Here is a 13,298-nt window from a genome sequence, read left to right as displayed (position 1 = left end):
TCCCTCGCTGGAAACCTGGCTCTCACCTTTTCCAGAAGTACGGGGGATGAGCCGTGCTGCGTTCAACTGGATCGCAACTCCGCGTTCATTCTTGTCTTTTATTCAAGAGAGGGGATCAAGTGTGCGAGAGAAAACGGTCTTTCGAGGCTCGGGAGCGGCTCACCTCGGCCGCCCCGGGGCCGTCGAGGGTGGCGCCGCGGGTGCGGAGAATTGACCTCCGCGGCCCGCGGATTCCCGAATCCCCGCCTGGCCTGCCGGTAACCGGCGGTAAATGCGAAGGTGTCCGACGATCGAACTCGACACCCCTCCGATCAATTCGGCGACGGATTATCCGGGGGGTCGGCTCAGACGTCGCGCCGCACCAGGAAGCCGAGCAGGGACCGCAGTTCACCGAGGGCCCTCGCCTCCAGCGGCACCCCGGTGAGCGCCGACTCGACGGCGGCGGCATGGTGCCGGGCCTCCGCCATGGCCGCCGCACGGCCGCCCGCCCGCTCGATCAGCTCCGCGGCGGCGCCGGGATCGTCGCCCGTCTCCAGGAGCGCGGTGAGCCGGCCGCCGTGCGGGGAATCGAGCGCCACCAGCACCGGGAGGGTCTTCTTCCGTTCCCGCAGATCGCCGTGGACGGGTTTGCCGGTGACCCGGGGATCGCCCCAGATGCCCAGCACGTCGTCGACGATCTGGAAGGCGATCCCGAGGTGCCGGCCGGCCCGGTCGAGCGCGGCGGCCGTCTCGGGAGCGGCGCCGCCCAGCACGGCGCCCAGCGCCGCCGCGCAGCCCAGCAGCGAGCCCGTCTTGTGCTCCGTCATGGCCCGGTACTCGTCCGGCCGGACCCGCTCCGGCCCCGTCCAGGGACGGTCGGCGAACAGCAGATCGTCCGCCTGTCCGCGCACCAGGTCGCCCAGCGCGACGGACAGCGTCCGCACGGCCGCGGCTCCGCCCGGCTGTGCGGCGAGGGTCTCGACGGCGAGCGCGAACAGGGCGTCGCCCGCGAGGACCGCGGGGCCCGTGCCGTAGGCCTTCCACACGGCCGGGCGGCGGCGCCGGTCCGCGTCGCCGTCCATGATGTCGTCGTGCAGCAGGGAGAAGGCGTGCACCAGCTCCACCGCGACGGCCGCGGCCACCCCGTCCCGCCCGGACGCACCGGCCGCCTCGGCGCCGAGCACGGCGAGCGCCTGCCGTACGCCCTTGCCGCCCTGGGCGGCGGCCGGGGTGCCGCCCACCTCGCACCAGCCGAAGGAGTACGCGGCCATCTCGCCGACCCAGGGGTGCAGCCGGCCGACGGCTTCGGCGAGGGCGGGGCGCACGAGGGTGCGGCAGCGGTGGAGGATCCGGTGGGGCTCGGCCGAGAGGCTGGGGCTCAGCGCGTCGTGCCGCCGTCCGCCGTGCGGGACCGTGTCCTGCCGTGCCGCCTCTACCGCCGTGGAGGACACCGTCACCGTGTCACCTCCGCCATCCTCGCCTCGACGACCCCGGTGTCCGGTATGCCGAGTTCGTCGTACGCGCGCGCCACCATCCTGCGGGCGTGCTGGAGGCCGATCCGCTCCAGCGTGCCGGCCAGCTCGGCCAGTTCGGCCGCCGTCTCGGCGCGGTCGCGGCCCAGCCGGGCCAGGGACTTGGCGAGGCCCAGCCGGGACAGCGCCTCCCCGCGCGGCTCGCTCATCTCGCGGAACTCCGCCAGGGCCTGCTCGTACAGGGCGCGCGCCTCGGCGTAACGCCCGGCCCGGTACAGGACGTTGCCGCGCATCTTGTGGTTGTAGGCCAGCGCGCTGGACAGCCGCATGTCGCGGCACGTCGCCTCCGCCTCGCCCAACAGCTCCAGCGCCCGCTCGGTGTCCCCGTCACGCACCGACACCACGTCGGCCAGGCCGCGCAACGCCCAGGCGTGACCGCGCCGGTCGTCGGCGCGCGCGGCGATCTCGGCGGACTCCTCGAACAGGGCGTACGCGGTGTCGTAGTCCCCGGTGTTGCGGTGCATCTGCGCGATGCCCTCCAGCGCCCAGACCGTGTGCCGCGCCTCCCCCCGCCGCCGGGCCTCGGCGAGCAACTGCTCGTGCAGCCGGCCGACGGCCTCGTAGTCACCCTGGATGCGGCCGGTCTCGGCCAGCCCCGCCAGCGAGTAGCCGCGTACGACGATGTCCCCGCCCCGTTCGCCGAGGTCCGCCGCGAGCTGAAGCAGCCGGCGGGCCAGCCGGAGCGCCCCGCGCTGCCGGGCCAGTGTGCCGCCGCTCCACAGCGCCCAGGCCATCGCCGCCACGTCTTCGGCCTGGCGGGCGGCGCGGTAACTCGCCTTCCACGCCCGGTCGGCGTCCTCGACCCGGCCCAGCCGGCGGTGTGCCTCGGCCACCGCGAGTCCGGAACGCGCCGCCTCCCCGGGCTTCCCGGCGCGCTCGGCCGCCCTCAACTGCTCGGTACCGGCGGCCAGGACGTCGGTCAGGGAGGAGTTGACGGACAGGGTGGTGAGCGCGCCCTGGTACTCCGGGGCGAATGCCTTGCCGTACATCGATGCCTTTCGGTCCGTATACACGCCATGTATACACAGAGCGTATACATGGTGTGTATAGAAGGGTGGAAACCTGCCCTGGCCACCAGGGCCAGGGCATCACCTGTTGTGGATCAAGACGACGACCGTACGGACGGGGTTGCCTGTGAGGCGCAGATCACTGTGGGGACCTCAGTGCTGGCCGGCCTTCTGCGGGGTCGCCTCGCTCGGCCTCACGACGACGTATCCCTCGCCCTGGAGCACCAGTTGGACGGCCTCGCCGGAGCCGCCGCGCAGCATCGAGCCGATGGACTGGGAGCGGTGCAGCGTGGTCTGGAGACCCGCCGTCCAGCCGACGATCGCGTCGGTGTCGACGTACACCGGATACTGCGGTGAGACCGGGATGACCAGCGGGTTGCCCTCGCAGATCAGCCCCAGCTTGCCGTGCCCGGTGAAGACGCTGTTGAAGAGGCCGCCGCCGGTGATGCCGGCGCCTTTCACGGTCGCGATGCGGTAGGACAGCGTGGCGTCGAAGCACAGGACATTGCGGCCGTTGACCGTGAACTCGTCGCCGGGCTCGATGTCGACGATGAAGCAGTTCTGCGCCTCGTGGGCGAACCAGGCATCACCCTGCCCGCGCACCGCCATCAGCGGAAGTCCCTCCCCGGTGACCGCTCGCTTGAGCATGCCGCCCACGCCCTGGCCCTTGCGCTCGAACTGGAGGTTGCCGCGGTAGGCGATCATCGCGCCCTGTCGGGCGAGCATCTCGCCGTTCACCGTGTAGCGGAGGCACTTGGCGTTCTCGACCGTCATACCCGGTGCGACGGCCGGCTGCGCCATGTGCCTGCTGGAAAAGAGGTCACCCTTCATACGCGCATCCTCGCCCGGAGCGTTCCCCTCCGCCAAGATCGGGGGCGAGTGACGGGCAGGGCGTGCGGGGGCGCGGTGTCAGCCGCCGAAGAGCTGCGTCCAGTACGTGCCCGCGCGGCCGCCGCCCGCGAAACCGACGCCGAGGTGCGTGAAGCCGGGCTTGAGGATGTTGGCCCGGTGGCCCGGGCTGTTCATCCAGCCCTCCACCACCTCGGTGGGGGAACGCTGGCCGCAGGCTATGTTCTCGCCGATGGAACGCCGGGTGGAGCCCGCGGCGGCGGCCCGGTCCCAGGGCTGGCTGCCGCCGGGCGCGGTGTGCGCGTAGAAGTCGCGGGCCACCATGTCCGCGCTGTGCGCCTGGGCGGCGGCGGTGAGCAGGGGATCGGCGGCCAGGGGCGGGAGTCCGGCGCGGGCGCGCTCGCGATTGGTGAGGTCGGTGACGGCCGCCGCCGCGCCGGCCAGCCCCTCCGGCGTGAGGGGCCTGGCCCACAGCGCGGTCCAGTAGGTGTCGCCGGTGGGTCCGTCGTGGACGTGGGCCACTCCGGTGTGGGTGAACGCCGGATCGTGCAGCGTGCGGCGGGGCCCGTCCGCGCGCAGGCAGTACGCGACGAATTCGGCGGTGGTGCGCGGGCCGGACACCAGGTGCTCGCCGACGGTGAGGTACGCGTACCCGGCGCCGACGGCCCGCTGGTAGACCGACACGCCGTCCCGGCTCTCCACGCCGAGTCGTCCGGACGCGGCCATGGCCGCGGCGTGGGCCCGCGCCGCGGACACGAGCCGGGCGTCGAGTGAGACCGGTGGTGAACCGGCTGCGTCGCGGGCGGAGTTGACCTGCGCGGCGAAGCCGTCCGGGTCGGGGGCGTGCTGTGCGGCGGCGGGAGGACCCGGGGGCCCGCTCCCGGCCGGACGCCGCGCGGACGGGACCGCCGTCGGCCCGGGGACGGGTGCGTGGGCTGCTCGCTGAGCCCCGCCGTCGAACCGGCCGGGCCGCGCGGCGCCCGGCCCGCCGATCCCCGCCGAGCCCGGCACGGGTGCGGGCGGGTCGTCCACGACGTCGACGCCGAAGTCCCGGGCGAGTCCCGCCAGTCCGTCGGCGTACCCCTGGCCCAGGGCGCGCAGCTTCCAGCGGTCGCCGCGCCGGTAGAGCTCCGCGAGCAGCAGGACCGTCTCCTGCCGGGGGTGTGGCGGGGTGAACCGGGCGAGCGGGCGGCCCGCCGCGTCGGTGACGTGCAGGGTGGGGGAGGGCAGGAGACCGAGGGCGGTTCCGGGCTCGGCGGGGCTGACGGCGACGGTGACCCGGGTGGCGCCGGCACGCAGCCTCGCCGGGTCCACGGTGAGCGCGCCGTCCCGCAGCGCCGCTCCCGGCGCGGCCGGCTGGTTGTAGAAGACGAAGTCGCCGTCGCCCCGCACCTTTCCGCCGTCGTCCGTGACGAGCGCGGACACGTCGAACGGGCCGGGCACCCGGACGGTCACCGCCCCGCCCGGAAGCGGGAGATTTCCACCGGGGACCAACTCGTTCATCACGCCCCCCTGCTCCTCGTCGTACCGGCCTCCCCGCGAGGACACCGTGCCCCGACAACGGCCGTGGCGACGCGAGGGTTCCCACGTCAGCCCCTGCCCACGGCTGTGTAGCCGGGGTCCACGCACGGCCGTGAGGCCGGTGTCGGCCCGACTGTCGTGAGGCTGGTGTCGGCCCGTGGTCGTGAGGCCGGTGTCCGCGCGCGGCCGTGCAACCGGCGGCCACCCGCGGCCGTGAGGCCGGTGCCAACCCACGGCCGTGAAGCCGGTGTCCGCCCGTGGCCATCTCGAAGACCGGTCGGCAACTCCCGGACCGGCGCAGGCATCGGCACCCCCGCGCCGTGCCGGAGGCCGGCACCACTAGCGTGTCGTACGCCGGGACGGCACGCAGTGCCGGGCTCGCTCCCGGTGGCTCCGCGACGCTGCGGGAACTCGCCCCCTGACACCGCCCGACCGTGCACACCGGCCGAAGGAGCGCCCACGATGCCCCGCACCGCACGCCCCCGCGGCCGTACCGCCCCGGCCGCCCTCTCCTTGTGCCTGGCACTGGGCTGCGGTTCCGGCGGGACACCCCAGGGCGACGGACCGTCCCCGCCGGCCGGCGCCCCGGCGGGCGCCAGGAACGACGTGGTCACCTGGGCCGCCTCCGCCGGCCGCTTCGGCGCGGCGGTCGACGGCCGCGGCTACCGGCTGGTCGTGCACACCAGCGTCGGCGGCACCGGCCTGAGGGTGCGGCTGTCCAACGCCTTCGGGGACCAGCCGGTGACGTTCGGCAGCGTCCACGCGGGGCTCCAGCGCGACGGAGCCGCACTCGTCCCCGGCAGCAACCGGCGCCTGACCTTCGGCGGCGCCCGCTCCGTCACGGTCCCCGCCGGCGGCATCGTCTACAGCGACCCGCTGCCCGTCCGCGTCCCCGCCGCGAGCAATCTCGCCGTCAGCCTCTACGTGCCCCGGGCGGGCGGGATGCTCACCGGGCACTGGCTGGCGATGCAGACGTCGTACACCACCGACGGCGACCACACCGCGGAGGAGAGCGGCGCCCACTGGGCGCAGCGGACCGGCTCCTGGTTCTACCTCGATGCCGTCACCGTGCGGCCCCGCCCCGCGGCGGGCGCCGTGGCCGCCCTCGGCGACTCCATCACCGACGGCTGGCATTCCACGACCGACCTCAACCGCCGCTGGCCCGACTACCTCGCCCGTCGGCTGCGCGCGTCCCCCACGACGACCGTCAAGGCAGTGGCCAACGCGGGCATCGCCGGTAACAAGGTCGTCGCCGACGGCCCCGGACAGAGCGCCCTGAACCGCCTGTCACGCGATGTGCTCGCACTGCCGGGCCTGCGCACGGTGTTCCTCTTCGAGGGCGTCAACGACATCAAGGCCGAGCCCGGCGCCACGGCGGAGGAGCTCATCGCCGGGTACCGCGCGCTGGCCGGCCGGGTGCACGCCGCCGGGAAATGCGTCGTCGCCGCCACGATCGCGCCCTACAAGGGCTGGCGGGAATGGGACCCCGCAGGGGAAGCCGTGCGCCGGAAGGTCAACGCGTTCCTCCGCACCGGCGGCGCGTTCGACGCGGTCACCGACTTCGACCGGGTCCTGCGCAGCCCCGACGACCCCGAGCGGATCCGCCCCGCCTTCGACGGCGGCGACCATCTGCACCCCAACGACAAGGGCATGCGGGCGATGGCCGACGCCGTCGATCCGGAGAGCCTCGACTGCCCGGGCCGGTAGCCCGGGTCGGGGGTGCGCGGCGGCTCGCACCGGCGTCCGGCCCCTCAGCCGGACGCCGACGGCTCCGGAGTGATCAGCCCCTCCCGGTAGGCGACCGCCACCGCCTCGCCGCGGCTCGACGCACCCAGCTTGGCCAGGATGTTGGAGACGTGGACGCTCGCCGTCTTGCCGCTGATGAACAACTCCTCGCCGATCTGCCGGTTGCTGCGGCCGAGCGCGAGCAGCCGCAGCACCTCCCGCTCGCGTGCGGTGAGCACCCCGGCGCGCTGATCGGCGTCCGGCGTGTCCGCCAGGCGGCCGCGCCGGGCCAGGGCCTCCACCCGCTCCCGCAGCGGCGTGGCGCCGAGGCGGTCGGCGGTCTCGCGGACCTCGTCGGCTTCGACCGCCGCCTCCTCACGACGCCCCGCCGCCAGCAGGGCCTCGGCGTACCGCAACCGGCAGCGCGCCTGCTCGTAGACGTCGCCGTAGCCGAACGCCGTCACCACCGCCGACCAGGCGGAGGCGTCCGGCCCCGAGACGGCCCGCAGCAACTCCGCCTCCGCACGGGCCAGCCACGCCTGCCCCTCGGGCCCCTGCGGGGTGCCGGTCTGGCCGCGGGCCGCGGTGGGCCGTGCCAGTTCCACCAGTTCGGCCGCGGTGTCCGTCCAGCGCCGGGCCCCGGCCTCGTCACCGGCCGACCGCAGCTCGGCGGCCGCGTCGGCCACCGCTGACAACGCCAGGGCGGCGAGCCTGACCGCGACGTCCGGGCGGGTCCCCGCCTCGTCGGTGAGGGCCGCGACCGTGGACCGGGTCCACCGCACCGCGTCCTCGGGATCGCGGCGCAGCGCCGCGGCGTCGGTGAGCACGATGCCCGCGACCAGGGTGGCCATCCAGTCGAAGGGCCCCTCCAGCAGGGCACGCGCCCGGTCGGCGGCCGTCAGGTCGCCCCGCGCCAGGGCGACGTACAGCGCGGGACCGACCGTGTACGCGCCGGCGGCCGGCAGCAGCTCGGCATCGGCCGCCGCCGCCCGCACACACTCGTCCCAGCGGCCCAGCACATGGAGCACCACCAGCCGCAGGTACCGCATCTCCAGCGGATACGGGGACGACAGCAGCCCGGCGCGCCGGGCCCGGTCCAGGCCTTCCGTCAGCCAGGGCACGCACTCCGCCAGCGCACCGGACTCGTAGTAGCCCATGGCGAGGTTGAACAGGGCGCGCAGCTCCACGGCCGCGTTGCCCGAGCTCCGTGCCAGCTCCCGGGCCCGCAGCAGCCGCTCACGGCCCTCGGGGCCGCGCCGCCCGCCTCCGTCGAAGACGGCCAGGGAGATCAGCAGGTCCGCCTGGGCGTCGGTCATCCGCAGTTCCTCGGCCACGCTCAGGGCCCTCCGGGCGACCCGCAGCGCGGTCTCGTTCCCCCCGACGTGGCGTGCGGCCATGGCATGCGTGGCCGCGGCCCACACCCATGTACGCGACGGCGGATCCTCGGGGATCATCGCCAGGGCCTCGCTGCTGTACGCGAACGCCGCCGTCAGGCTGTCCACGCTCAGCAGGTTCCCGGCGAGGGTGTAGCGGACCCGGGCGGCCAGCTCGGAGTCGGCGTCCTGGCCGAGCTCCGCCAGCGCGGACCGCGTGAGGGAGACCGCGCGGTGCAACTCCCCGGCGTGCGCGGCCGCCGCCGAGGCCCGCAACGTCAGCGTCACCCGGTCGACGCCCCCGCCCTTGGGCCGCGCCTCGGCACTCACCGCCGGCCACAGGTCGAGGGCCGCTTCCAGGTGCCGGTGCTCCTCGGCCGGCGCCCCGACCCGCTGGGCGTGATCGGCGGCCTCCAGGGAGGCGGTCAGCGCCTCGGCGAGATCGTGGCTCTCCCGGTAGTGGTGGGCCCGCTCGGCAGCGCTCTCCGCGGCCCGGCCCTGCGCGGCGAGCAGCCGGGCGAACGCGCCGTGCAGCCGCGCCCGCTCCCCGGGGAGCAGATCGGCGTAGACGGCCTCACGGGCGAGGGCGTGCCGGAAGGAGTACGTGTCGTCGTCCCCTGCGACGAACAACTGCCGCCCCACCGCCTCCCGCAGCGCCGACTCCAGCTCCTCCTCGGGCAGCCCCACCGCCTGCCGCAGCAGCTCGTGCTCCACGCGGCGCCCGGCGACGGCCGCGGTCCGCAGCACCTGCTGCGCGGTGTCGGACAGCTGCTCGAAGCGGATCAGCAGCACCTCGGCCAGCCCGCTGGGCACCCCGCCGGACTCCGTGTCCGTCGCCGCGAGCAACTCCTCCGCGTAGAAGGCGTTGCCCTCGGCCCGCTCCACGATCCGCCGCACCGTGGCGTCCGCCAGCGGACGCCGTTCGAGGTGACGCACCAGCCGGGCCACATCCGAGTCGCCCAGCGGCCGCAGCTCCAGCCGCTCCACCGAGGGCAGCCGTATCAGCTCCGCCAGCAGCGGCCGCAGCGGGTGGCGCCGGTGCAGGTCGTCCGCCCGGTACGACGCGAACACCGCGAGCCGGTGCCGCAGAACGCCCCGGGCGAGCAGGAACCGCAGTAGATCCCGCGACGACTGGTCGGCCCAGTGCAGGTCCTCCAGCACGAGCAGCAACGGCGCGGCGTCCGCCACATCGGCCAGCAGCCCCGCCATCCCCTCGAACAGCCGCAACCGCCCGTCGACGTCCCGAGCGGAATCGGTCCCGGCCCCCAGCAGCCGCTCGACCACCGGATGAGCGGCCAGCGCGGAAGCGAACCGCTCGTCGGCGGCGAGCACGCCCAGGATCTCGGTGAACGGCAGATACGGCAGCCCCACATCACCGAGATCCACGCAGTGCCCGGTGACCACGGTCATCCCGGCGTCAGCGGCCAGCCCACCGACCTCGTCCAGCAGCCGTGTCTTACCGACCCCGGCATCCCCGGCGATCAGCACGGCCCGCGCCTCACCGGCACGCACACGTTCCAGCACGCCGGAGAGCCGGTCGAGTTCGGCTTCCCGCCCGACAACCGGCGTGACAGATGAAGCCTGCGGCACAGGACCAACTCTCTTTTCAGGGGCGCGGGGAACTGCGCGATCAACCACACACAACCCGCAGCCACCACCGAACAGAAGCTCCCGAGCTCCTAGGCCCGCAAAACCCTGGCCCAATCATCCGGCACCCGCCCCGCAGGCCCCGGCACCGGCTGATCCGCAGGATGACTCACCGGCCCGGCCAGCTCCGGCCCGGACTCGTACAACTCGTTCGTCGAGTAGTCCCAGTACCAGCCCTCACCCGGCTCGAAGCTCTGCACCAACGGATGCCCCGACTCCCTGAAATGAGCCGTCGCGTGCTGCGCGGGCGAACTGTCGCAGCACCCCACGTGCCCGCACTGCGCACACCGCCGGAGGTGGAACCACCACCCGCCGGCCGCCTCGCACTCCGCACACCCGCTGCCGCTCGGCGCGGCACCCGGGTCGACCCCGTCGATCCCGTTCCCACCACTCATGCCGACTCCTCCTCGACCGCTGTCAGCGGAAGCAGCACCTGGAACCGCGTGTCCCCGGGCTCCGACTCCACCTGAATCGTCCCGTGATGCTTGTTGACCACGATCCGCCAGGAGATGTCGAGCCCGAGCCCGGTCCCCTCACCGACCGGCTTCGTCGTGAAGAACGGATCGAAGATCCGTCCCCGGTCCTCCGCCGGGATGCCGACGCCCGTGTCCCGGAACTCCACCAGCAGCCGGTCGTGGTCCCGGGCCGTCCGTACGGTCAACGTCCCTTCCCCGCCGACGCTGTTCATCGCCGAGACCGCGTTGTCGACCAGGTTGGTCCACACCTGGTTGAGTTCCGCCGGGTACGCCGGGATCCTCGGCAGCGTCCGGTCGTAGTCCTTGACGACCTTGATCTGCCGGCCGATCTTGCCCGACAGCATCAGCAGCGTGCTGTCGAGGAGTTCGTGCACGTCGGCGTGTCGGAAGGGCGCCCGGTCGAGCTGGGAGTACTGCTTGGCCGCGTCGACGAGATGCGAGATGCGCGTGGTCGAGTCGTTGATCTCGTCCATCAACAGCTCGGTCTCGACGGTGTAGTTGAGCCACCCGATCGCGCTCGGCAGGAGCTCCTCGTCCACCGCCGCCGCGACCTGGTCCAGCCAGTCCTCGTCCAGACCGGCCTGGACGAACACGGGCGCGATCCGCCAGCCGTCCGGGATGCCGTGGTCGTCGAGCCAGTCGGTGAGCGCGTCCTCGCGGTCGGAGGCCTCCAGCGGACTCAGCGTCGGGGCCTTGGCGACGCGCTCGGCGGTGCGTTCCTGGAGGTCGATGAGGTTCGCCATGACCTCGGGGGAGTACGAGCCCTGCGCGATGACCGCCAGCTTGTGCCGCATCTTGCCCACCCGTTCCCGCAGTGTCGCGGTCGCCCGTACTGCCGCCGCCGCGGGGTTGTTGAGCTCGTGGGTGAGACCGGCGGACAACGAGCCGAGCGCCAGCAGCCGTTCGCGCTGCCCGATGGCCCGCTGGGTGCTCTGCGAACCGAAGAAGAGCCCCTCCAGCAGATGCACCGCCATCGGGAACCAGTCCTGCATGATGCCCGCGAACGTGTCGGCGGGCAGCACGAAGAACCGCGTCGGCTCGGTGACGCGCATGGAGTTGTTGTAGACCTGCGGAACCCGGTCGCCCAGATACGCCTGCATGGACCCCGCGTACACCCCGCGCTGGGAGGTCCGCGTCACCTCCACGTCGTCACCGCCGACCCGGCGGTACAGCACGACCGTGCCCTCCAGCAGCACGTAGAAGCAGGTGGCGGGGTCTCCCTCGGTGTAGACGGGGCCGGGCTCGAACGTCTCCACCCGCCCCTCGCCGCACAACCGCCCCAGCTGCTCGGGCGTGAGCTTCTCGAACAGGAACAGCGAGCCGATCTCCTGCGGGCTGCACGGCGCGGGCTGCCCGCTCACGACTGCTCCAGATAACGGTGGACGAGCATCATGGCCATGGCTCCCTCTCCGACGGCGGACGCGACCCGCTTGGCGGACTCGGAGCGGGCGTCGCCCGCCACGAACACGCCGGGCACACTGGTCTCCAGGTGGTACGGCGGCCGGTCCAGCTCCCAGCCCTCCGGCGGGCGGCCGTCGGCGGTCAGGTCGGGCCCCGCGAGGATGAACCCGCGCTCGTCCCGCAGCACCGTGCCGTCCAGCCAGTCGGTCAGCGGGGCCGCGCCGATGAACACGAACACCCACTGCGCGTCGACCTGTTCGGTCTCTCCGGTGTCCACGTCCCGCAGGGTCAGCCGCTCCAGGTGACCGTCGCCGTGCGCTTCCTCGACGACCGTGCGGGCGCGCACCTGGATGTTGGGGGACTCCTCGATCTGCTGGACGAGGTAGTGCGACATCGACGCCGACAACGACTCGCCGCGCACCAGCAGCGTCACCGACTTGGCGCCCCGCGCCAGGTACATCGCCGCCTGCCCGGCGGAGTTGGCGCCGCCGACGATGTACACGTCCTGCCCCTGGCAGGAGGGAGCCTCCGTCAGGGCCGACCCGTAGAACACCCCGCACCCGGTCAGGTCCTCGCAGCCGGGCGCCGACAACTGCCGGTAGGACACGCCGGTCGCCAGGATCACGCTGTGCGCGGCGACCGCCGAGCCGTCCGAGAACCGTACGATCCGGGCGGCGCCGTTGACCTCCAGCGCCGTGACCTCGCGCGCGGTGAGGATCTCGGCGCCGAACTTCGCCGCCTGCCGCCGGGCCCGGTCGGTGAGCTGGGCCCCCGACACCCCGTCGGGGAAGCCGAGGTAGTTCTCGATCCGGGAGCTCTGGCCCGCCTGCCCGCCGGTCGCCGATCGCTCCACGAGCACGGTCCGCAGCCCTTCGGATGCGCCGTAGACCGCCGCGCCGAGCCCGGCCGGACCGCCGCCGATGACGACCAGGTCGTAGAAGTCGGCCGTCGGGGTCGTCGCCAGCCCGACCTGGGCCGCGAGGTCGACGGCCTCCGGCTCGATCAGCGGCGTCCCGTCCGGCGTGATCACCACCGGCAGCCGCATCCCGTCCGCACCGGCCGCGGCCAGCAGCCGCCGCCCCTCCGGCTCGTCGGAGGAGTACCAGCGGTACGGCACCTGATTGCGGGCCAGGAACTCCCGCACGTCCGAGGAGCGCGCCGACCAGCGGTGCCCGACGACCTTCGTGCTGGGCACGGGCCGGTAGTCGCTCGACCGCCACGCCTGGAGCAGGTCGTCCAGGACCGGGTAGAGCTTCTCCTCGGGCGGGTCCCACGGCTTGAGCAGGTAGTGGTCGAGGTCGACGACGTTGATCGCGTCGATCGCCGCGTTCGTGTCCGCGTACGCCGTCAGCAGCACCCGCCGGGCGCCCGGGTAGACGTCCAGGGCCTGTTCGAGGAACTCGATGCCGTTCATCTGCGGCATCCGGTAGTCGGCCAGGATCACCGCCACGAGATCGCCGCGCAGCTTCAGCTCCCGCAGCGCGCCGAGCGCGGACTCGCCGGACTCCGCGCGCACGATCCGGTACGACGCGCCGTACCGCCGCCTCAGATCACGGGCCACGGCCCGGGAGACCCCCGGATCGTCGTCCACGGTCATGATGACGGTCCGCGCCGCATCGGCGGCCTGTGCCATACGTCCCCCACACCGGGCGGTCGACTCACGGCACGGCGCCCCGGGGCACCGCGCCGACCTCCGCCCATCGTATGTTCGATCGCCGCGCCGCGCTCCGATAAGGAGATCAACTCCGGTGAACCCTCAGCACGCAGCCCCGCTCCGAGGTCGTAGGG

At 73.6% G+C, this 13,298-nt stretch carries 10 protein-coding genes; 2 read left to right on the top strand and 8 right to left on the bottom strand.

What is annotated here, in order from left to right; genetic code table 11:
- Nucleotides 1-344 precede the first annotated feature (344 nt).
- From ACZ3I3_RS30890 to ACZ3I3_RS30875, 4 genes are all read right to left on the bottom strand, one after another.
- Nucleotides 345-1,436 carry a polyprenyl synthetase family protein gene (locus ACZ3I3_RS30890; protein WP_467370455.1) on the bottom strand — a complete coding sequence of 364 codons (1,092 nt, stop codon included), beginning with the start codon at nt 1,434-1,436 and terminating at the stop codon, nt 345-347.
- Nucleotides 1,433-2,500: a tetratricopeptide repeat protein gene (locus ACZ3I3_RS30885; protein ID WP_399416095.1), complete on the bottom strand. Its 1,068-nt coding sequence runs from the start codon at nt 2,498-2,500 to the stop codon at nt 1,433-1,435. The genes ACZ3I3_RS30890 and ACZ3I3_RS30885 overlap by 4 nt, the downstream gene beginning before the upstream one ends.
- A gap of 171 nt (nt 2,501-2,671) precedes the next feature.
- Nucleotides 2,672-3,349 (bottom strand): AIM24 family protein, encoded by a 678-nt coding sequence (locus ACZ3I3_RS30880; RefSeq protein ID WP_467370453.1) that lies wholly within the window; start codon nt 3,347-3,349, stop codon nt 2,672-2,674.
- 78 nt (nt 3,350-3,427) lie between these two features.
- Nucleotides 3,428-4,870, bottom strand: a complete 1,443-nt coding sequence (locus tag ACZ3I3_RS30875) for a CAP domain-containing protein (protein WP_467370451.1) — start codon at nt 4,868-4,870, stop codon at nt 3,428-3,430.
- Between the two features lie 275 nt (nt 4,871-5,145).
- Between ACZ3I3_RS30875 and ACZ3I3_RS30870 the strand changes: the two genes are divergently transcribed.
- Together ACZ3I3_RS30870 and ACZ3I3_RS30865 are read left to right on the top strand one after the other, a co-directional pair.
- Complete coding sequence (locus ACZ3I3_RS30870; protein WP_467370450.1) at nt 5,146-5,310, top strand: hypothetical protein; 165 nt, start codon at nt 5,146-5,148, stop codon at nt 5,308-5,310.
- A gap of 40 nt (nt 5,311-5,350) precedes the next feature.
- Complete coding sequence (locus ACZ3I3_RS30865) at nt 5,351-6,595, top strand: SGNH/GDSL hydrolase family protein (protein ID WP_467370448.1); 1,245 nt, start codon at nt 5,351-5,353, stop codon at nt 6,593-6,595.
- A 44-nt stretch (nt 6,596-6,639) separates the two neighbouring features.
- On the opposite strand, the gene ACZ3I3_RS30860 is transcribed toward ACZ3I3_RS30865, so the two are convergent.
- The 4 genes from ACZ3I3_RS30860 to ACZ3I3_RS30845 form a co-directional block, all read right to left on the bottom strand.
- Nucleotides 6,640-9,576 (bottom strand): helix-turn-helix transcriptional regulator, encoded by a 2,937-nt coding sequence (locus ACZ3I3_RS30860; RefSeq protein WP_467370447.1) that lies wholly within the window; start codon nt 9,574-9,576, stop codon nt 6,640-6,642.
- An 89-nt stretch (nt 9,577-9,665) separates the two neighbouring features.
- The gene (locus ACZ3I3_RS30855) at nt 9,666-10,028 is read right to left on the bottom strand and encodes a UBP-type zinc finger domain-containing protein (protein WP_467370445.1); all 363 of its coding nucleotides are present in this window, start codon (nt 10,026-10,028) and stop codon (nt 9,666-9,668) included.
- Nucleotides 10,025-11,470 (bottom strand): ATP-binding protein, encoded by a 1,446-nt coding sequence (locus tag ACZ3I3_RS30850; protein WP_467370443.1) that lies wholly within the window; start codon nt 11,468-11,470, stop codon nt 10,025-10,027. The genes ACZ3I3_RS30855 and ACZ3I3_RS30850 overlap by 4 nt, the downstream gene beginning before the upstream one ends.
- Nucleotides 11,467-13,143, bottom strand: coding sequence for an NAD(P)/FAD-dependent oxidoreductase (locus ACZ3I3_RS30845; protein WP_467370442.1), 1,677 nt, complete (start codon nt 13,141-13,143; stop codon nt 11,467-11,469). Before ACZ3I3_RS30845 ends, ACZ3I3_RS30850 begins: the two co-directional genes overlap by 4 nt.
- Between the last annotated feature and the right edge of the window lie 155 nt (nt 13,144-13,298).

The organism is Streptomyces sp. NPDC016851, from assembly GCF_055562795.1.
Note: the sequence above shows the minus strand (reverse complement) of the source record. Positions and strands in the feature narration are given on the sequence as shown.